This is a genomic window from Terriglobus sp. ADX1 (assembly GCF_036877645.1).
Taxonomy (GTDB): domain Bacteria; phylum Acidobacteriota; class Terriglobia; order Terriglobales; family Acidobacteriaceae; genus Terriglobus.
Genome location: NZ_JAEDXV010000001.1, coordinates 41,915 through 63,551 on the forward strand (window position 1 = coordinate 41,915; position 21,637 = coordinate 63,551).

Genomic DNA, 21,637 nt, shown 5'->3' on the forward strand with positions numbered 1-21,637 from the left:
CTCCTGAAATGGTGTTGCTGTCGTTCCGGCTCAGTACGAGTTGCCGTTCTTTACGGCTGGCGGCGCATCAATGTCCAGCGGATCGCCTAACCGTTTTTGTTCGGCCTTGAGCTTTGCGATCATGTCCGTCTTCACCGACGCGTACTGCGGATCGTTGATGAGGTCGTGCATCTCCCAGGGATCGTTTTCAAGGTCGAAGAGTTGAAAGCGCTTGATGGGCACGTAGAAGATCAGCTTGTGCTTCTTGGTGCGGATGGAGCGCTGGATGACGTTCAGCCATCCGAACATCGCATCGTGCAGCGGCGCAGTGGACTGGCCCAGCACCATCGGCTTCAGGCTGGGGAACTCCACATGCTTTGGCACAGGGACGCCCGCCAACTCGCAGGTGGTGGCGTACATGCTGTGCTGGTAGACCATCTCGTCCACGTGCGTTCCAGCCTTGATGCCAGGACCGCGCATGATCAGTGGCATGCGCATGGAGCACTCGTACTGGTTCTGCTTGCCCATCAGGCCGTGCTCGCCAACAGCAAGCCCGTGATCGGCGGTCAGAATCACGTAGGTGTTCTTTGCCTGTCCGCTCTTGTCCAGCGCATCCAGCACGCGGCCAATCTGCGCATCCATGTGCGTGATGATCGCGTAGTACTCCTTGCGGTGCGTCTTCACGTCGAACTCGGTCCGCGGAAAGGGAGCAAGCTGCTCGTCGCGCGTGTGGAAGTCGCCTTGGTCGAAGGGGTGCTGAGGAAGGTAGTTGGGCGGAAGCGCGATCTTATCCACTGGATACATCGCCTGGTATTCCTCGGGTGCCTGTCGCGGATCATGCGGCGCGTTGAAGCCCACGTACATAAAGAAGGGCTTCTCCTGCTTGCCGCGCTGCCCATTCAGGAAGTCGATCGCGGAGTCGGCATAGACCTCGGAGGAATGCTTTGTCTCACCCTCGGGACCGTCAAGCCAAAGATGCTTGTCGAGCCAGTGACCCTTCAGGGAACGGTCGGTCGGACTCCACACATTGCCCGGTGCCGGGCGGTTGTACATGTTGTGTGCCGGATCCTTCGGGTCATGGGTAGAGTCCAGGTAGCCGGGGCCGGTTGTCTTCAGATCGGTAAACGAACGCTGTAGGGAAACAGCATCCAGATGCCACTTGCCGGTTTGAAAAGTTCGGTAGCCTGCATTGCGCAGAGTCTGGCCCCAAACGGGGACCATGCCTGACTGGTTATCCACCAAGGCCTTCTGCGCCTTGAAGGGAGACAGTCCGGTGTTCAGCATCGTCCGGCTGGCGATACAGACGGCTCCGGTCCACGAACCGGAGTGGAAGCAATGGGTGAAGTGGACGCCGTCGCGAACCAGTCGGTCGATGTTCGGGGTGTGAACCTCGGGATTGTTGATGGAGTTAATCGTGCGGAACATGAGGTCGTCCGCAATGAAGAAGAGAAAGTTAGGCCGACTGTCAGCAGGGGCCGGTGTGGAGGCCATCGCAGCTCGTGCCTGTGTGGCGGCAAGGGCGGCGGAGGAGAGACCAACAAATTCACGTCTATTCATCGTCATTCTCAAAAGGGAAAAGGCCTTCGTCATTCACGGGAAGGCAGTCAAGGAACATGGAGGTATGAAACAGTGCAACCCTGAAGGGCAGCACACACGGCTGGCAAGGGTAAGCAGGAGATTCACGGTGTCTCACGTGTGAAACACACGTGAAAACCCGGTTATTCCTTCATTTTGTGAGGATTATCGACAACAACAACAGGCCGGAATGCGCTGCGAAATTGCGAGCACGGCCCTACAAGGCTGGGGTTGCACTTGTGACTGGAAAGAGGAAGGTGATAGAAGCATGACGTGTCTACAACGCCTGAGACTGTGGCAAATACCGAAAGTTTGGCAGAACAGCTGGAACTGGAACGTGTCCTAACCAGTCATTCTTTCGCTAAGTCTCCGCGCCTCTGTTCCCTCCTTGGGTTCATAGTAACGCACTCACTTCGGGGCTCTCATGGGGACCTGACGGAACAGCAAATCGGTATCCAGGTCTTCGGTCGCGTCCCCGGTTACAACTCCTCAGAGGACACCATCGTCCGCGTGACGGTGCGGCAACTGCGCCAACGCCTTGATCTCTACTACTCGTCGGAGGGGGCAGGAAACCAGTTCCGGATCGATATTCCGAAAGGCGGTTACATCGCCACGGTGGAGAGGCAGGCGGCGCATAGCGCTTCCGCAGCATCGGCAGCCGCGGTGCCTCCTGTGGTTTCTCCGTACCCACTTGCTGTTCCGCTCGTGTCTCCAGTCACATCTCGGGAGAGTGCACATTATCGTATTGCGACGATCCTTTTGAGCATCGCTGTTCTGGTGCTGGCTGTGGTGTGCATCCAACAGCGCCGTGTGCCGTTGGTGGTGCCGCCTGTTCAGAAGGGGCCGCTTCCAATCTGGAAGGCACTCTTCACCCCCGACAGAAAGACTCTGATTGTCCCGGGTGACGCTGCGTTGGACATGTTTACAGTCTGGGAGCAGAGATCGCTCACGCTGGAACAATATGCCTCGCACAACTATGACCGTGATTCCACTGCAAGCATTCCGCCGACGCATACGGATGTGCCGCTTGCCGTACGTTCGGTGACTCCGATGGCTGATCTGGCTTTGGTCGCTAATCTGGTGAAGGCGCCAGAGCATATGGGAATGCCCGAACTCGATCGGAATATTGAAATCCGATACGCCCGCGATGTTGCCGTGGCGGATACGCACGACAATAACCTCATTCTGATTGGTTCGGAGACATTCAATCCATGGGTGATGCTTTATCAACCTGAGATGGATTTTGTGGCGCACTACGACTACGTAGCCGATGTCTACTCCGTACAAAACAAATCGCCGAAACCGGGTGAAGAGTCGACTTATATCTATCGGCGTGGCAAACCTGCCCTGAAAACCATCACGCATATTGCTCTCCTGAATAACTCGCAAGGGCAGGGGCTCGTGTTGATTGTCGAAGGCACTTCCATGGGAACAACCTATGGCGCCTTGAACTTTTTCACCAGTGACTGGCTCTATGGTCCCGTCCTTCGTCAGGCCACAGATAGCTCCGGACATCTCCATGACTTTGAAGTGTTGTTAAGTGGTGACTTCATTCATGGTGGCGTTGGCAATACCAAGGTGATAGCGGTTCATGTGCATTAATCGCAGCGGAATGCACAGGGAAACTTTAAGCAATTTTCTAAAACGGCTTCAGTCTTGTTTAAGGTTTGCCCCATAAGCTGAGGACCATGGATTTCCGGTCCCGACTGTGCCAAACAATGTGTTTCGCCATTCTGCTTCCTGCGGGATGTCAGTCCTTGAGTCTGGCTCAACAAGTGCAGCCAGATCCATCGCATCACCTCACACTGAGTGAAGCCATTCAGCAGGCACAGGCCAATGAGCCCACCTTCGCTGCAGCCGCTGCCGCGGAAAAATCCGCGCGGATTGATGGCTACCTGGCGAAGACAGCTCTGCTGCCGTCCGTCGTTTATCACAATCAAATGCTCTACACCCAACCCAACGGCCAGACAAATCAGGGTGGTCAGGTGGGTGCTCAGGCGTCGCCGGTCTTCATTGCAAACAATGCAGTGCACGAATACACGAGCCAAGGTGTCGTGAATGAAACGATTGGGCTAAAGCAGTTTGCCGATGCTCAGGTTGCCGCAGCGAATGCTGCGAGAGCTACAGCGGAACTTGAAATCGCGCGTCGTGGTTTGGTCGCTACAGTAGTAGCGCTGTATTACAGCCTTACAGCAGCGAGAGACAAAGCAAAGGCGCAGGCGGACGCATTTGCAGAGGCGAAGGCATTTACCACCGTGACGCAGCAACGCGAGGCTGCGCGTGAAGTGGCACATGCCGATGTGGTGAAGGCGCAACTTCAAATGCAACAAAAACAGCGCGATCTAACAGATGCAAATGTGGCGGCAGACAGGGTTCGACTCGAGCTTGGCGTTCTGCTGTTTCCCGATCCGCGAACCCCTTATAGTACGGATGCATCAACCCAGCAACGCAACCTTCCAACGCGCGAAGAAGTGAATCTACTGGCGACGAAGAATAATCCTGAGATGCGTAGCGCGCTGGCCGCCATTAATGCTGCAAATGCCGGCGTGAAATCGGCAAAGGCTGCATATCTTCCGGATCTTGGATTGAACTTCACATACGGTATTGACGCTCCACAATTCGCGAAACGAGGCCCGGATGATGTTCGTAACCTGGGTTACTCCATCAGCGGAACTGTTGATATCCCTGTGTGGGATTGGTTCTCCACGCAAAAGCGGGTTAAACAAAGTGAGATTCAACGCGATGCCGCAAAGGTGGGTCTGACGTCAGCGCAGCGACGCTTGATCGCCACACTTGAAGAGAGCTATGCAGAAGCTACTGCGGCGAGAGATGAGCTTGACCTCCTGGATCAAAGCGTCCACACCGCCGAAGAGAGTCTGCGTCTCACTAAACTTCGTTATGCGGCTGGAGAATCAACTGCGCTTGAAGTGGTGGATGCTCAGAATTCTTATCTTGCAGCCGTAACTGCGCAGTCTGACGGATCAGTTCGCTTTGAATCGGCACTTGCTGCACTTCAAGTACTTACAGGAAACCTCTAATCCATGACCAACAAATTGGTTTCACATATGACTCCGCTGAAGGCTTCTCTACTTACACTTTCGCTCTTATGCGCCACGACAATGACGGGTTGCAAAAAATCTGAAGACGATACGACGCAATCGCTGGTAACGGTGGAAGCAGAGCATGTCGAGCGGGGCGATGTCACTGAGCGAATCATGGCAGACGCTACACTTTCGCCACTGGCCCAGGCCGCAATTTCTCCGAAGATTACTGCTCCTGTCCGCACCTTCTATGTGCAGCGCGGATCGCAGGTGAAAGCGGGGCAATTGCTGGCAGTGCTGGAGAATCGCGATCTCTCAGCGCAAGCACTAGACAACAAAGGTCAGTACACAGCGGCCCAGGCGTCGTACAACATGCAAACAAAGGCGCAGGTTCCGGAAGACTATGCGAAGGCGGAACTGGATGTGGCGCAGGCACAGGCGCAACTGCATCTGCAGGGAGAGATCGTTGCCGCTCGCAAGAGATTGTTAGAGCAAGGTGCCATTGCAGGTCGTGACTATGATACGGCGGTGGCAGCGCAGGTGCAGGCTCAGGCTGCGTACGATGTCGCGCGCAACCACCTCACCTCTCTTAAGAACGTTAGTAAAGAAGCATCACTACAACAAGCCCAGGGGCAGTTGTCTTCAGCGAGGGGAAAGCTAGAGGCTTCTGAAGCCCAGGTATCGTATTCGCAGATTCACAGCCCCATCTCTGGCGTGGTAACAGATCGCCCACTCTTCCAGGGCGAAACAGCAAACGTCGGAACAACGCTGATTACGGTCATGGATACCTCATCGCTCTTGGCGAAGGTGCATTTGTCACAGATTGTTGCGCAGCGATTGAGCTTGGGTGATGAAGCTTCTGTCACCATTCCCGGTGTCGATGAAGCAGTCAAAGGGAAAGTAACCCTTATCAGTCCCGCACTTGATCCGGGCAGCACGACCGTTGAAATCTGGTTGAAGATTCCTAACGACGGAAACAAATTCAAAGCGGGCACACCTGTTCGCGTAGCCATCATGGGAAGAACCGCTCCGAGTGCCATCAAAGTTCCGTTGGAAGCAGTCATCACTGCGGAAGATGCCGGAAAATCTGTCTTCACGATTGGTTCCGATGGAGCAGCTCACAAGGTAGCCGTCCAACTTGGTATCAACGATGGCGAAGATGTGCAGGTTACACAAGGATTGAACGGTTCAGAGACGGTCATTACAAAAGGCGCTTATGGCCTTAGTGATGGAGCAAAAGTAAAAGTTGGTAAGGCAGGAACCGAGGGAGACGATAAGTAATGGAGCATCCCCTCATGCCGCGCCAGAATCGTTATTGGCTCGTCCGCTTTCGCGGACCCATTTTTTTCTTTCTGATTGTCCTTTCACTTGCCGGTATTTATGCAGCACAGAAAGTCCCTATTTCTGTCTTCCCGGAAACGAACTTTCCTCGTGTCGTGATCGGTGTTGATAACGGTGTCATGCCTGTAGATCAAATGCAGGTCACCGTTACAAAACCCATTGAAGACGCGGTGAATTCTGTTCCCGGACTAACCACGGTTCGTTCCACCACCAGTCGCGGCTCTGCTGAAGTAAGTCTGTTTTTTGATTGGAACGTCAACATGTTCCAAACGCTGCAGCTTGTGGATGCAGCACTTAGTAAGGCGCGTCAGACTCTTCCACAAACAGCCACTATCACGACGAATCGGCTGACCTTCGCAACGTTCCCAATTCTTGGATACAGCCTTACTTCAGACAAGCTTTCTCAAACACAACTTTGGGAAGTGGCAACGTATCAACTGAAGCCACCCATCAATCGCGTGGAAGGTGTCAGCACTGTAACCGTGCAGGGCGGTAAGGTCCCTGAGTTTCATATCGTCCCTAACATGGCACGCATGCAAACGGCAGGCGTCACCATTTTGGATCTTGCCAATGCGGTGCAGGCTTCAAACATTATTGATTCGCCCGGTCTCTACGAAGCGAACCATCAGCTTGTGCTTGGTCTTGTGGGCGCGCAGGCACACGATGCGTCGGAACTGGGCCATCTTGTTGTAAAGACAACTGCCGGAGGCGCGGCTGTCCGTGTCTCTGATGTAGCCACCGTTCAGAATGGAGTGCTGCCTGTCTACACAGCGGTGACTGCAGAAGGGAAGCCTGCGGTGCTTCTGAATATCACCCGACAACCTGCCGGTAATACTGTTGCGGTTGCGGATGCAGTCGCTGCACAAATTGAGCAACTGCGAAAAACACTGCCAGCAGGTGTGGAACTAAAGCCTTATTACGATCAATCAGAGTTGGTGCGTGAAAGCATACGCAGTGTGCGCGATGCTATTCTCATCGGCTTGCTACTCGCGTGTGTCATCCTCTTCTTCTTCCTTGGCGACTGGAGCTCGTCACTGGTTGCGGCGCTTGTTATCCCCGTCACAGTTGCACTTACAGTACTTGCGCTTTGGGCCATGGGCGAGAGCTTTAACCTGATGACACTCGGTGGTTTGGCGGCCGCGGTTGGGCTTGTAATTGACGACGCCATCGTCGTGGTGGAAAACATTGTTCTGAATCGCGACAATGGTGAATCGCGAGCAGAAGCTGCGCGACTCGCCTTGAAAGAAATCGCTGTACCGCTGGTGGGCTCTACGATTACACCCGTTGTGGTCTTCCTCCCTCTTGTTATGGTGACGGGCGTTACCGGAAGCTTCTTTCGTGCGCTTGCTATCACGATGACGGTTGCGCTGCTGACATCGCTGCTTCTCGCGGTCACCTGGACGCCGGCTCTTAGCCTTGTCTTGTTGAGAGAAACACGAAGCACACCGGGCCAGCACGAACAGCATGGCCGCGTCATGCAAAAAGTCTTGTCATGGCATGAACGCTGGTTAACCTGGGCGCTGTCTCGACCATTCCTGTTACTGGGTCTCTGCGGAGTACTCGTGGTGAGTACGTTCTTCGGATATCGTTCGCTTGGTTCCGATCTCTTGCCGGAGATGGACGAAGGTGGCTTCATCCTTGACTACATCATGCCTGCGGGAAGTTCTCTGACAGAGACAAACCGCGTCATGGAACATCTCGACCGTATTCTTCATGCGATCCCCGAAGTAGAAAGTACCTCGCGCAGAACCGGGCTTCAAATGGGGCTTGCCGCTGTTACTGAGGCGAATTACGGAGACTTTACCGTCAAGTTAAAGAACAAACGCAGCCGCGGCATTGATGAAGTCATTGCGGATGCGCGCGCTGAGATTAAGAAGACAGAGCCGGAACTCGATGTTGAGTTCACGCAGGTTCTACAGGACATGATCAACGACCTTTCCAATGCTCCGGAACCGATCCAGATCAAGCTTTTTGCCAGCGATCCTGCATTGCTATCGAATGTGGCCCCGCGTGTCGCAGATGCTATCGAAAAGATTCCCGGCGTTGTCAGCGTAGAAAACGGAATCGAGAACACGCTCAGCAGCCCTGCGACCAATTTCCAGATTGACCCCACTGTCGCGGGGAAGATGGGCTTTACGCCGCAGGAAATTGCTGAGGATGCTACTTCTATTCTTGATGGTGTCACTACGACCGATCCTCTGATTGCAAATGGTCGCCCTTACACTGTACGCGTGCGACTGGGAGAAGAGACGCGGAAGTCTCTCGATACCATCGAAAATACCGTCTTTAATAGCGCAAGCGGCAAACTGACAACGCTTGGATCGCTTGCGCAGATTACACAGCTTCCGCCGCAGAATGAAATACGACGCGAAAATTTGCAACGCCTTGTCGTTGTCACGGCACAGCTACAGGGATCCGATCTTGGCACAGCCATTGCGAAAGTACAGGAGACGGTCCATGCAATGCATCTGCCTTCAACCGTCACGGTCGTATACGGTGGAACCTATCAGGAACAGCAGAAATCTTTTGGTGAGCTCTTGAAGGTTTTGGTGATTTCCCTGGCGTTAGTGTTTGGAGTGTTGCTGGTGGAGTTCCGAAACTTCTCTGCACCCGTTGCAATTCTTACCTCTTCTGTTTTGTCTGTCGCAGGTGTTGTGCTCGCATTGTTCATCACAGGCACAACCTTCAATGTTGCTTCCTTCATGGGAATCATCATGGTGATTGGCATTGTGGCCAAGAACGGAATTCTGTTGCTGGATGCCGATGAACGCTATCGCCGTGATGGGACGTCGGCAAAAGATGCAATGCTACATGCGGCACAACGGCGTCTTCGGCCTATTTTGATGACAGCAACGGCTGCTATCTGCGGTATGTTGCCGCTAGCCTTTGCGATCGGAGCTGGATCACAGATGCTGCAGCCGCTTGCTATTGCAGTCATTGGTGGCCTGGTGATTTCCATGCTCCTTAGTCTTATTGTTACTCCCGTTGTGTATTACCTGTTGACGGCTCACAGGCATGATCCATCGCCGGAAGTTGTCGCCTGATGTGTAAATAGAATGGCCCGCTAAGCGGGCCATTCCTATTTGATTGCTATACCGTTAGCGTGAGACGACGACAATCTCAAAGCTTCCCGGAAGTACTGTTGGGCGAGGATGTGGTGCTGCAGTCGTGGGGGCCGGAGCCGGTCCATATTGAGCGGCAGAAAGAAATGCCTTGCCCGTGATGGCATCGTACGCCATGGTGCGCGCACCCTTCACGGTAGTTACTGTCTGTACGGTGGGGAAGCCAGGCTTGCTCGTATCCACAATCGAAAGCGTTCCTTCTCCATTGGAGGAGAACGCGAGACGTGTTTTGGGATCGAAGAAGGCTGCATCGGGAGAGTCTCCAATAGAGGCCAGTCCGATTAACTTTCCATCAGCAAAATCTGAGACGGCCATCTTCTTCCCATCACACACAGAGAAAAGACGATGTCCCGCGTGGTCGATTGCCATGCCCGACGGGGAATCGCAACCTGTCAAGGCCCAGCTTGTAACAGACTTGTTGGTCTTGGCATCGAGTTTTACGATGACGTTTTTATCTTCAATATTGACGAAGACATTGCCTTTTTCATCGGCCTGAGGGAATTCAGGCTTGCCCGGCAAGGGAATGGTCGCCACGATGCGATGGCTTGCTGCATCCATCACGGACACGTCTTTGCTGCGTCCATTGAAGGCCCATACGGTTTTCGTGACAGGCTCATAGGTGATGCCATCGGGGTTAGTTCCGGCGGACACAGTTGCGGTGATGGCAAGAGTTCCGCGATCGAATACGATGATTGCATTACCAGCGCCATCGCTGATGTATCCCGTCTTTCCATCGGGATTAAGCGCGACACCATGCGTGCTCTTCATTCCCGTGATTGCGCCAATAGGCTTTCCGGTGCTTGTATCCACGACTTCCACTCGAGGTCCGTGTGTGACGTAGAGACGATGTGCGGAATCATCGCTCAGGAGATAGTCCCAGCCGCCCTCGCCTCCGATCTTCCAGTGGTCGGAAACATGGTAGGTTTGCGCCTGTGACATGACCGCAAACGAGAGAAAAAGCAATGTCACGCCCTGATTGAATGAACGCACGATCGCACTCCAGCGTTGAATTCGGCGCAGAAAATGCACCGTTGACGATGAGTTTCGTCTCGCCGGCTTAAGTAGGGCTTAATTTATCCCTGACTTTGTAACAAGAATTGGTAAAAGAATTACGACTTCAGCGCCTCCCGAGGAGTGGTTGGCGATGGAAATTCTGCCACCTGCCCGGGCGCAGATCGCTTTGCAGATGGAAAGGCCCAAGCCTGTGCCACCAGTGTTGCGGCTACGTGACACATCGCTACGGTAAAACGCATCGAAGAGATGCGGCAGATCACTGTCTGCAATTCCGTCGCCGTGATCGCGGATTCTTAGTTCGGTCCATGGGCTATGGACTGTTAGCGATATTGCGATCCGCGCATTTTCCTGCGAATGCTGAATCGCATTGACCAATACATTCGAGCACAGAAGCAGCGCATCTTCAGAATTGAGATTGATCTTTGCACTTGATGGGAGATCTGAAAGCTCGAAGATGACTCCACGAAGATCGGCATACGATTGGCATTGAGCAATCGCATTCCGTAAAGCTTGTGCAAAGTCGCTTTCATGCGAGCCCTCTTTCGGACTCTGTTCAAGGCGCGCCAACGCCAGCATTTTCTGTACTGTGGCTTCCAGGCGAGCGATGTCTTCCAACCCCACGTCCAGTCCGCGTTCGTATTCCTCCGCCGTTCTGCGTCTCATCGCAAGTAATTGGAGGGACGATTTTGCAATCGCAAGATCTGTTTTCAGTTCATGTGCTGCATCGCTTGTGAATCGGCGCTGTTGTTCAAATGACCGCTGCAAACGTGCAAGCGTTTTTTCAATGGCCGATGCCAACGGGCGCAGTTCGTGGAATTGTTGGCTACTTGCAGGTGCTTCAAAGGCCCATCGTTCAGCGTCAACCTTTTCTGCTTCCTGTGCCAGTTCGCGTATAGGAAGAAGAGAGCGGCGAATCAACCATGACAAGACGACGGCGGTTATGCCGAGAAGAATGAGTGTCGCATATATGAAGAAACGTGTTGCTTCAAAGATCGAATGCCATGTGCGCCCTTCCGGAAGGCCATAAACAACGGTAACCTTGTGATTCACTGAGCGTGGGCTGTTGGGATCAATGATGCGATCACCCTTTAAGACATAGAAGCGAAACGGGTGATCTTGTGTCCGCGTAGGGAATACTGTGCCGGAATTGAGTGGCAAGGAAGGCACGTTTCCACGTTCGGCCAACACCTGCCCATTATCTGCAGTTACGCGATAGGCGGCCCGCGAAGGCAGACTCACACCTTGCGTATCCAGCGCGATACTTCCGTCCTTACTGTCTGCTTCCTGTACTGCGCCCAACAGAGCATTGGAGGTTGCACGAAGGTTCGCGTCGAAGGTCTCGAACTGTACACGTCGCTCGTGATTTGTAACGGTTGCAATCAATACAAGCGCCGCAAGAAACTCCAGCAACAATACTGCAAGCATGAGCCTGCGCGTAATGGATACGCCCGATTTCACTTTGCCTCACCCGATCGCAGCCGGTAGCCCCGATGACGCAGTGTCTCAATGATTGGCTCACCATCTGGAAGAGAAATCTTCCGACGGAGATTCGAGATGTGCGCCTCAATCACGTTCGAATGATGTTCCCAGTTGTAGTCGTAAAGATGCTCTAAGAGCTCTTTCTTGGAAACGACGGCACGAGGACGATATGCCAGATACTCCAGGATGCGGTATTCGGTGGGTGATACGTCGATGGTTTCACTGCCGCGATTGACTGTCTGTAACACCGTATCAATTTGAAGATCCGACACCTGCAATTTTGGCGATGCTGCTCCATTCGAGCGACGAATTAAAGCTTTGATCCGCGCAATCAGCTCACCCAGATCAAAAGGCTTGGCCAGGTAGTCATCTGCACCGCCATTCAACATCTCAATAATGGTCGTCTTACCCTCTTGCGCAGTGAGGATTAATACCGGTGTTAGGTTCTTTTTCTTGCGCAGAACGCGCAGAACTTCTTGCCCGGATAGTCCCGGCAGCATGAGGTCCAACACAATCAGGTCGAAGAGATTTTGTTCCGCATAGTCGAGACCTTCCTTGCCGTCTGCTGCATGGTCAACAGCGAAACCTGCCTCGCGCATGCCATTAACAATGTTTGCAGCCAGCCGGATTTCGTCTTCGACCAGGAGGATTCTCATGACCCTCTATTATCTGCTATCCAAACTTAAGTTTCACTGAATGTGGAGAGCACAAATGAATGAACTGACTATCTGGGCATCTGCCAGGAGGTCGTTTTCATTTGGTTGAATTGGAGGTTGTTCTTTCTCGCTGTCCATCCTGCGATGTAGAGGAATACGAACGATCTGCTTTTCAAAATGCAAAGGCGGGGTCCGCGACAGCAACCGGTGGTTTGCCATAGTTTGGTAACTCCTACAAGCAGCGGAGTGACCAGCAGCCCAACAGGAAAGCAAATCGCCCCATGACTCCTGTCGTCATCCTCCCCGTCCTCTCTCCAAAATGAACGCTGAAGGACTTATACAGACAAAGCAGGACAATTGCCCAATTGAAATTCAGGTTTACGGTTCCGACACAGTTCAGTTCAGGACCAGCGATTTTTCACTGGTTGAGACGATTCAAATAAGGCTAAGATGGTGCGGCCCGGATTCTTGCATGGGCACTTTTTCTGAGTGGGAATCTCATGGCTTCGTTGTCGCGCAGGGAAGTATTGAAGAGCGGAGTGGCACTACCTACATTGAGCCTACTGCCTGCAGAGCTATTGCCAGCGCAGGCTCCAGCATCGCACACGGTGCGCGAACAGCTCTGTCTCGACTTCGGTTGGAGATTTCATTTTGGCCACGCGACGGACGCGGCCAAGGATTTTGGTTACAACTCTGGACGCAACGGATCGTTTCAGAAGACTGGTAACTTCCTGCCTGCAGCAGCGCTTCCCTTTGATGACACTGGTTGGATGGATGTTGATCTGCCACATGATTGGGTGATTTCACTGCCTTTCAAAAATGATCCGTCGTTGAGCAGCAAGGGCTTTTATCCGATTGGTCGATCGTATCCAGAGAACAGCGTGGGGTGGTATCGACGTGTCTTCATGCTTGCGAAAGAAGATACAGGCAAGCGCATTAGTGTTGAGTTTGATGGTGTGTATCGTGAAGCACTTGTAGTGTTCAACGGTTATTACATTGGCCGTCATCGCGGTGGCTACGATCCTTTTCGCTATGACGTGACGGACTTCATTAAGCCTGGCGAAGCGAATGTGTTGCTGCTGCGTGTGGACGCGACGGAGAGCGATGGCTGGTTCTATGAGGGCGCGGGAATTTATCGACACACATGGCTGGTGAAGACGGCTCCTGTTCATGTAGCGCAATGGGGCACGTTTGTTCGTTCCACCGTAGAGGGAAGAAGGGCAAATCTACAGATCCGCACAGAAGTGGAGAACCAATCAGGTATTTCGAAGGCTGTGCGGGTGACCTCGACAGTGATTGATCCCAGCGGAAAGAGTGTAGGAAAAATCACAAGCAAACCGATGGCTGTTCCTGCAGATGAGACGGGCACATTTGAGCAGCAGGTGAGTGTGAGTGATGCCGCACTTTGGTCGCTGGAAGAACGAAATCTATATCGGCTTGTTACTGAGGTGGATTCAGATGGCGTGGCTATGGATCGATACGAGACGCGCTTTGGTATCCGCACGCTGCGCTTTGATGCGAATGAAGGATTCTTCTTGAATGGAAAGTCGGTAAAGATCAAAGGCACGTGCAATCACCAGGATCATGCTGGCCTTGGTGTTGCGCTGCCGGATGCGGCACAGCGCTTTCGCGTGAAGACGTTGCAGGACGTTGGTTGCAACGCGTATCGCAGCGCACATAATCCGCCCACGCCTGAGTTGCTGGATGAGTGCGATGAGATGGGCATGTTGTTTCTGGATGAGACACGCATGATGTCTTCGAACCCGGAAGGCATTGCGCAGTTTGAGAATTTGATTCGTCGCGATCGTAACCACCCCTCCGTCTTTATGTGGAACATGGGCAACGAGGAGCGCGAGGCAACGACGGAGACAGGTTTGCATATTCTGTCCACCATGAAGCGTTCCGCAACGAAGCTCGACGGATCGCGACCTGCCACGGTCGCACCGCCGCCGCTTGGTATGGGGTTAGGACAGGGCGGACTGATGGTGAGCGACGTCATTGGCTACAACTACGCTGATCCGCAGATTGAAGCATTCCACAAAACACATCCCACATTGCCATGCATGGGCACAGAGAACGTGAGCGCTGTGGCTACACGCGGAGCATATGCCATTGATGAGGCAAATGGCGCTGTGAGCTCTTACGATCCGTACACCATGACTGGGCGCGCTTCGGCTGAGGGGTGGTGGCGTTTTGTGAATTCGTGGCCGTGGATGAGCGGTGGATTTGTATGGACGGGATTCGATTATCGCGGTGAGCCTTCGCCTTATCAATGGCCCAACATCAGCTCAGAGTATGGCTTCCTGGACACGTGCGGCTTCCCTAAAGACACATACTTTTACTACCAGGCATGGTGGACCGCGAAGCCAGTTCTGCACATCTTTCCGCATTGGAACTGGCCGGATCTTGTGGGCAAAGAAATTGCTGTCTGGGCGCATTCCAACATGGACGAAGTGGAACTGCTGCAGGATGGTACGAGTCTTGGGCGACAGCGCGTGCCAAAGGATTCGCACCTGCAATGGATTGTGACTTATAAGCCGGGAACGCTGGAGGCGCGTGGTTTCAAGAATGGCCAGCAGATGATGTCGACCAGACGAGAAACTACTGGTAAAGCTTCGAAGCTTGCGATTCGCGTTGATCGCACTGAGATCGATGCCGATGGTGCGGATCTGGTCTTCGTAGTAGCTGAAGTACACGATGCTGAAGGCCGCGTGTTACCTATGACAGACAACGAAATCTCTTTCAAGGTGGGTGGCCCTGCGCGCGTAAGGGGAACGGGTAACGGTAATCCTGTATCGCATGAGCCGGACTCTAGCAGCAGTCGCAAGGCATTTGCAGGGATGTGCATGGGGATTGTTCAGGCGACGCGAGAGAGCGGCATCATCACGATAGAGATTACTTCGCCTGGATTGGAATCGGCCACAGCGACAGTGACATCGCGTGTTGCAAAGGAACGACCAGAAGTGGCCGTTTGGAAGCGTGACGCACCAGTAGGTGAAGGAGTCACTGGATTGTGGCGTCCTGTTTTACAGGAAGGCCCAACGGGACCTGATCCGCTTCAGCTCGCTGTTTCTGGCGACACGCTGTATACGTTCGTTCAACAGGGCAATGTACTGACAGGTTCTATCGATGCTCCACCAGCGATGTTTGGACCAGCGACCACTGGTGCTATACGGGGAACAGTGGAGGGTGGTCGCGTGCACTTTACATCGGGAAGCACAACCTATGATGGCAGTGTTATAGGGGATCGCATGGAGTTGCACCGGGCTATGCCACCGCGAGGAGGGCAACCTGCGCGTGTTGCCGAGACGGGGCCGCATCCCGTGATTGGTCCGCCGCCTGAGGGCTCCGATCCGTCGTTGGGACTGGGGCGGCGCGGAGGAGGAACTCAGCCGCCGATGATTTTACAAAGAGCCAAACGCTAGAGTGGGTCTCAGAGACATAGCGATTGCCATGTCTTTTCAGTGAACATCACGTTATTTGGGGTTTGCGCAGTGGTGCAGAGGTTCACCGGTTATGTAGCGTTGAAGTTCGTCGGCAGCAATGCGCGCCGCCTTGATGGCAGCCTGTCTTGTGCCTCCTGCGATGTGAGGAGTCATGACGAAGTTCGGCAGCTTCAGCAGCGGTGAATCTGCTAGCAGGGGCTCTTGGGGAAACACATCAGCTGCGGCGGCTGAAAGGTGCCCGGATAGGAGAGCCGCGCCGAGGGCGTTGTAGTCCATCAACGAACCGCGAGCACAATTGACGACAACGGCGCCGCGCTTCAGTCGGCCAATCTGGGCTGCTCCCAAGATGGACCGAGTCTCTGCCGTCTCGCGCGCATGAAGCGATACAACATCAACCTGGTCAAGTAAGGTATTAAGTTCGGCCACCTGTTCCACGTCCTCTGAACCGATGTGGGCAAATGGATCGTAGACGAGTACCTTTGCACCGAAGCTTCGCAAAATCCTGCCAACGATGCGACCGATGGCGCCATAACCGATCAGACCAACGGTTGCAGATTCCAGCTCGAACGCTGCTGTCTCCCAGGTGTAGTCACCATTCCACTGTCCCTTGCGAAGTTCCGCGCTACGCGTTGCAATTTTGCGAATCGCACACATCATCATGGCAATGGTGTGCTCTGCGGTTGCTGCCGCGTTCCGTGCAGGAGTGTATGCGATGCTGATGCCGTGTTGGGAGGCGGCGTCGAGATTGACGTTGACCGGGCCACCGCGGCAAACGATAAAGAGACGAAGCGCAGGTGAGGCTTCGATTACTTTACGTGTGAGTGGTGCGTGATGCGCAATGCAGAGTGAGACCCCTTCGAGTTCCCTTATCATCATTTCTTCCGATCCAGAGGCCTCGCGAACTTCGGCGATGTTGCGAAATGGTTCCAGAGGAAACGGCGTTTGCGCCTCATGAATGTCGAAGCGATCGGCTAGAGGGCCGAGAGCCTCACGCATAACCGAAGGAAGAATAAAGTGGTCGCCGATCAGCAGCAATTTTTCTTTAGACATCGTGGTGCGTACTCCGAAGTGCGATGGAATGTGTTTTACAGGGGGACGTTAAAAGAGAGCAAAGCGATTTCGCCGGTTGTACCAAGAGCAATCTCGGTGATTGCGCAGTTATCGAATTTTGGGAAAAGGATGCGGTATTTCGCCAACGGCACGCCTAACGTACGGCAAAGCACCAGGCGCAGCAGTGTGTTGTGAGCGACTACCAAAACTTTGCCCTCGGGGTATAACGACGCGATAGAACGTAGCGCGTCTTCACCCCGTTCCGCGGCGATATGGATAGGTTCGCTCGAAGGAAGAGGGTTCGATAATGGATCGCGGACGAAGGCTTCGCGTTGAGATGGGAAGCGCTCTCGCATCTCTCGATCCGTAAGTCCTTCTGCAGCGCCGAAATCAACTTCAATCAGGCGATCCTCAATTCGCAGCCCGGTATTGAGAGCATCGGCAGCTGGCTGCGCCGTAAGACGGGCACGTGTTAGCGGAGAACTCCACACTGCATCAAAAGATTGAAGTTTTGCCCACGCAGCAAGCTGTAGAGCCTGCTGCTGTCCGCGTTCTGTCAGGTTGATGTCGGTGTGTCCTGCGTAGCGGTTCTCCGCGTGCCAGAAGGTTTCGCCGTGTCGCGTCAGCACAAGCCGTGTCATGCGATTCCTTTCAGGGCAAACGAACTCAACTCGCTGTCAATCCAGCCTCGGCGATGAAGTTCGTTTACAAAGCAACCATACTGATCCGCGTATAGCTTGATCTCAGGGGCTGGCTCGATCGTGCGCTCCATGCGAATCATTCGCATAGTGGCCTCTTGGAGTGATGAAGAGGCAGAAGCAGCTAATACAGCCATTCCGAATGCTCCCTCGGTGATAACCGGGACGTTGAGCGCACGCTGCAGCATTGTGGCACGCAGTTGATTAAATGCCTCACTACGCGTAGCACCGCCAGAGATGGTGTACGAGCCATGCATAGGAGCGCCACGTTTGCGTAACAGATCCAACGCGAGTCGTTCCACGCAAGCAAGCCCTTCCAAGGTGGCCTTGTATTGCGTAGAGCGGTTTGTAGTATTCCCAATGGTGAAGCCGTGAGCATCCGGGGCGAAGAAGGGAAATCGTTCGCCTGTGCCAGGCAGCGGATAGACGATGACTCCGGTTGGGCCGGATGTAAGCGCGGATCGATTGAGAAGCTCAATCTCATCCGCATGGAATTGCTGGGCAATCAAGCCTGCTCCGCAACTGGAGGCTCCGCCTGGCAACCAATGTCCATCTGAAGAGCGATGTGAGTAAACGACGCCGGAACGGTCATGGAGCAATTGCGGTGTGACGCCTTTCATCACCATTGTGGTGCCCACAACGCAGTTCCAGCTTCCCGGTGTGATTGCTCCCGATGCAATTTGCGCCGCGCATCCGTCGGTCATTCCTGAGAAGATGGGCGTCCCCGCTCGGATGCCGGTCTCGATCGCAGCAGCTTCGCAGACTTCGCCGATCGGAAGACCTGGCGGCACCACGTGTGGAAACGTCTCCAGTGGAAGTTGCAGCGCATCGATGATTTCCTGCGGCCAGCGGTTGTCGATCAGGTTATAGCCCGTCTTCAAAGCATGACTGGAATCTGCGGCTAGCAGCTTTCCTGCAAGGCGCAGATGAATCAAGTCGTTTTGGTGCGCAAGCTTCGTTCCCTTGCGAACTGCGCCGGAGCGGCTTAACCAAAGCAGTTTGGGAAGAGCCCACGAAGGCTGCATGCGATAGCTCAGACGATTCCATAAAGCCTGCCCGACTTCGTTGACCTCATCCGCTTCCGTCTGCGCACGGCCATCGTCGTACATCAATGCATTTGAGACCAGCGTATCTTTTTCATCCAGCAGAACAATCGTTCCCGATGTCGCACAGACTGCGATGCCTTGCACGGAAGATCCGGCAAGCTGCTCCGTCACCTGACGGCAACTCTGTTTCGTTGCGCTCCACCATTCCTGCGGTGATTGTTCGTGACGTACGCCATCACGAATGCTTTGCAACGGTTGCGATGCAGAGCCAGCAATTCGGCCTGATGCTGTGACCGCAAGAACGCGAACGCTTTGTGTGCCGATATCGATTCCAAGATAGACCGGCTCCGTCATTGTTCTCCTTGCAGGTCTGACCATGTGGATGACGTAATGGATCGCAGACGCTTCCATCTCTGAAAACGTTGCTGTGATAACGTTCGTTCTTTTTCCTGCGGCACAAAGACGGTCGTGGCGAGGGGCATTTGGTCCAAAATCTGAGAGAGAGGTACGCCCCGTTCGATTGCCTGACTGAAAATAAATGCTCCGCGAGCGCCCTGTTCATTACCCTCCGGACGCAATACCGTCAGCCCGGTAACGTCGGCGATCATCTGACACCAGAGGTTGCTTTTTGCGCCACCTCCTGTGACGCGTACTTCATGCAGACGAGGCGAAGAGATTTGCAGACACTCACAGACGACAAAAGAAAGACCCTCGTAGACCGAACGCGCAATATCGTTTCGCGAGGTTGTCAGGGTCAAATCGTGGAAACTTCCACTTGCTTCGGGAGCAAGGAAAGGTGCTCTCTCGCCGGCTAGCGAGAGATAGGGAAGGAAGTAGGGAAGCGCGGCTGAAGAGATGCTTTCTGCTGCAATCTGTTCCAGTGCGTACAGGGAATCACATCCCATAGCGCGCGCAGCCCACTCGATCACTTCACACCCAGTAAGGGTTGGCATCGCGCGAAGAAAGCGATTTTCACCAAGAGCAATTGTTGTTCCCGCTGGTTCGAGCGTCAGGTCTACATCGTCGGTGATTACTTCCGGGCAGAGAGTTGTGCCGAGAATGACGCAGGCCTGACCAACCGATGAAGCGCCGCAACCATAGGCGGTGGAAATGATGTCGTAGGGGGCCATGACGACGGGAATGCCGGAGCGGAGACCCATCTGTTGCGCGGCCTCGGCAATCAATGGAGCTTTGAGGTCAGCGTGTTTCGCAATTCCTGGCAGCAGGGAAACGTCTTCTTGCCGACCATAGAACCGTAGAAGTTCTGCGGAGTATTCTCCTGTTCGTACATCTCCGTACGGATTGGAACCGTCGGAGAGATCGGCCATAAATCTCCCTGTCATGCGCGAGACGATCCAACCGTTGCAGGAAAGAATCCAAGCTGCCCGTTGCAGACTCTCCGGCTCTTCCTCGTTCAACCAGGCGGCGATAGCATTCGCAAGACCGGCATAGGTAACGCAGCCGCTGATGCGGAAGCCTTCGGTGATGATTCCCTGAGTTCGCCATTTTTCTACGACGGCGTGTGCGCGAGCGTCATTCCATAGGATGGCGTCCCTGACCGGTTGACCATTGGCATCCACAAGCCAGCAACCATCACCCTGGGCCGTGGTCACGAGACCCTCGATGGCTTCACCGCACATGTCTGCGCATTCCCGCACAGTGCGACAAACAGCTTGCCAGACTTCCTCCATTGATTGTTCGGAAAATTCCGGGCGGGGATGCAACACGTTGGTCTTGGCTCGTGACAGTGCAAGTTCATGTCCATCCGCGCTGAATGCGACTGACTTGATAATTGAGGTTCCGGCATCGATTGCTATCCAGGCCATTATGCGATTGCCACCTTTTCTTCCTCATGGGTGAGCAGCAGAGCGAGAAATCCGCTGACAAGATAAAGTACAGCAAAAATCCACATCATTCCGCGGATACCGGCGGCGCCGAAGAACAGGCTCACAAGAGCAGGACCAACCAGCATGGCTGCTCCTGCACCCAGGTTCAGCATGGAAAGCGCTTCGCCACGATGGGATGGTGCAAGCATCGGCATCAATGCTGACAGTGGAACGTATCCTGCGAGTGTGGCGCCGTAGAGCATCCCAACAGCAAGGCTCGCTGGATAACTGTGCGTTGCTGATGGCACATAGAAGAGCAGGAGTGTGGTTATGGCAGATCCGAAGCCGCCGCAGGTGGCTACGGTAAGGCGCCAGCCGAATCGATCGCCGATGAGTCCGAATAGCAGATTCCAGAGGATATTAGAAAAGAAGATCGCACTGAGCAGTGTCAGGTACTGTGCCTGGCTAAAACCGATGATCTGTTCAAAGAACCCAGGCAGGATGATAAAGAAGCCGAACTCTGGTGCCGTATTAATGATGCGAACGAGGCAGCCGATACCAATTTTGGGTTTGCGCCATGCCAGTGTGATGGAATGCAGCAATGCCACGAAGGGGTTCTTGTCTTCTTTGATGAGCCGTTGCGTTCCTCTCTTCTCGCGCACTCCGGCAAGAAGAATTACGCCTCCCATAAGAGCAAGCGCTGTTGCAATCCAGAACGTGGAATAGGAGCCAAAACGTGGGATGGAATACCGAGCCACGAGGGATCCCAGGGTCGGGAGGCCACCCGTGAAGGCGAACCAGAACCAGCCCATGGCCGATGCCAACCGGTGTTGAGGTGCAGCTACGGTAATCCAGACAAGGAATCCGAAAGCAAAGAGCGGATAGCCAAATCCACGCAGGCCGTACGTCACCATCACCGACGCCGCGGTTGGATGCGCTAAGCCAATCTTGAGGAAGGCCACTTGAAATAGCATCCAGATCGCAAGTCCGGTCGCGATGACTCGCCTTGGCCCCCATACATCAGAGAGTGCGCCGGAGAACCAGCCAGCCAATGCTGCGGCAGTTCCATAGACGGCAGAGATCGAGGCTACGTCCTTAATATCAATTCCTCGGCCGACGAGATACGGTGCGAGATAGCCGGATTCGACCCCATCTCCAATCATGAAGATCAGAAGCCCTACGAAACCAAAGAAGAGAGAAGAAGGAATACCAATGCGATCGAGGAATCGCTCACGTGTTGCCAATGCTTCCACTTATCGGCACCTTTCTGCGCAAAAATGAAAAGCCGTCCTGCTTCATGCACACGTCTGCGTGCAATCTTCAGGACGGCTTTCTATTCTCTGCCGCTAACGCATTTGATAGTG

The 21,637-nt window shown here is 54.0% G+C and carries 14 protein-coding genes; 5 read left to right on the forward strand and 9 right to left on the reverse strand.

What is annotated here, in order from left to right; genetic code table 11:
* Positions 1 to 30: 30 nt before the first annotated feature.
* Entirely contained in the window at positions 31 to 1,536 is a 1,506-nt protein-coding gene (locus JAO32_RS00180) for a sulfatase-like hydrolase/transferase (RefSeq protein WP_334236474.1), read from the reverse strand.
* Between the two features lie 330 nt (positions 1,537 to 1,866).
* Here JAO32_RS00180 and JAO32_RS00185 point away from each other — a divergent pair, with 330 nt between their 5' ends.
* The 4 genes from JAO32_RS00185 to JAO32_RS00200 all read left to right on the forward strand — a co-directional run bounded on the left by JAO32_RS00185 (position 1,867) and on the right by JAO32_RS00200 (position 8,980).
* Positions 1,867 to 3,156 (forward strand): hypothetical protein, encoded by a 1,290-nt coding sequence (locus tag JAO32_RS00185; RefSeq protein ID WP_334236476.1) that lies wholly within the window; start codon positions 1,867 to 1,869, stop codon positions 3,154 to 3,156.
* A 155-nt stretch (positions 3,157 to 3,311) separates the two neighbouring features.
* Complete coding sequence (locus tag JAO32_RS00190) at positions 3,312 to 4,592, forward strand: TolC family protein (RefSeq protein ID WP_334236478.1); 1,281 nt, start codon at positions 3,312 to 3,314, stop codon at positions 4,590 to 4,592.
* A gap of 3 nt (positions 4,593 to 4,595) precedes the next feature.
* A complete protein-coding gene (locus JAO32_RS00195) occupies positions 4,596 to 5,876 on the forward strand; it encodes an efflux RND transporter periplasmic adaptor subunit (protein ID WP_334236480.1) in 1,281 nt (426 codons plus the stop codon).
* Between the two features lie 14 nt (positions 5,877 to 5,890).
* Positions 5,891 to 8,980 (forward strand): efflux RND transporter permease subunit, encoded by a 3,090-nt coding sequence (locus tag JAO32_RS00200; RefSeq protein ID WP_334236482.1) that lies wholly within the window; start codon positions 5,891 to 5,893, stop codon positions 8,978 to 8,980.
* A gap of 54 nt (positions 8,981 to 9,034) precedes the next feature.
* Here JAO32_RS00200 and JAO32_RS00205 read toward each other — a convergent pair whose 3' ends face one another.
* From JAO32_RS00205 to JAO32_RS00215, 3 genes are all read right to left on the reverse strand, one after another.
* Positions 9,035 to 10,048 (reverse strand): YncE family protein, encoded by a 1,014-nt coding sequence (locus JAO32_RS00205; RefSeq protein WP_334236484.1) that lies wholly within the window; start codon positions 10,046 to 10,048, stop codon positions 9,035 to 9,037.
* Positions 10,049 to 10,126: 78 nt separating this feature from the next.
* Complete coding sequence (locus tag JAO32_RS00210) at positions 10,127 to 11,122, reverse strand: sensor histidine kinase (protein ID WP_334236486.1); 996 nt, start codon at positions 11,120 to 11,122, stop codon at positions 10,127 to 10,129.
* 404 nt (positions 11,123 to 11,526) lie between these two features.
* Positions 11,527 to 12,207, reverse strand: coding sequence for a response regulator transcription factor (locus JAO32_RS00215; RefSeq protein WP_334236489.1), 681 nt, complete (start codon positions 12,205 to 12,207; stop codon positions 11,527 to 11,529).
* Between the two features lie 500 nt (positions 12,208 to 12,707).
* Between JAO32_RS00215 and galA the strand changes: the two genes are divergently transcribed.
* Positions 12,708 to 15,632, forward strand: a complete 2,925-nt coding sequence (galA, locus tag JAO32_RS00220) for a beta-galactosidase GalA (RefSeq protein WP_334236491.1) — start codon at positions 12,708 to 12,710, stop codon at positions 15,630 to 15,632.
* 51 nt (positions 15,633 to 15,683) lie between these two features.
* Here galA and JAO32_RS00225 read toward each other — a convergent pair whose 3' ends face one another.
* The 5 genes from JAO32_RS00225 to JAO32_RS00245 are packed head-to-tail and all read right to left on the reverse strand — an operon-like array spanning position 15,684 to position 21,517.
* Positions 15,684 to 16,703 carry an NAD(P)-dependent oxidoreductase gene (locus tag JAO32_RS00225; protein WP_334236492.1) on the reverse strand — a complete coding sequence of 340 codons (1,020 nt, stop codon included), beginning with the start codon at positions 16,701 to 16,703 and terminating at the stop codon, positions 15,684 to 15,686.
* 35 nt (positions 16,704 to 16,738) lie between these two features.
* Entirely contained in the window at positions 16,739 to 17,344 is a 606-nt protein-coding gene (locus JAO32_RS00230; RefSeq protein ID WP_334236494.1) for a histidine phosphatase family protein, read from the reverse strand.
* Entirely contained in the window at positions 17,341 to 18,801 is a 1,461-nt protein-coding gene (locus JAO32_RS00235; RefSeq protein WP_334236495.1) for an FGGY-family carbohydrate kinase, read from the reverse strand. The genes JAO32_RS00230 and JAO32_RS00235 overlap by 4 nt, the downstream gene beginning before the upstream one ends.
* Positions 18,798 to 20,273 (reverse strand): FGGY-family carbohydrate kinase, encoded by a 1,476-nt coding sequence (locus tag JAO32_RS00240; protein ID WP_334236496.1) that lies wholly within the window; start codon positions 20,271 to 20,273, stop codon positions 18,798 to 18,800. Before JAO32_RS00240 ends, JAO32_RS00235 begins: the two co-directional genes overlap by 4 nt.
* The gene (locus JAO32_RS00245) at positions 20,273 to 21,517 is read right to left on the reverse strand and encodes an MFS transporter (RefSeq protein WP_334236498.1); all 1,245 of its coding nucleotides are present in this window, start codon (positions 21,515 to 21,517) and stop codon (positions 20,273 to 20,275) included. The genes JAO32_RS00240 and JAO32_RS00245 overlap by 1 nt, the downstream gene beginning before the upstream one ends.
* Positions 21,518 to 21,637 lie beyond the last annotated feature (120 nt).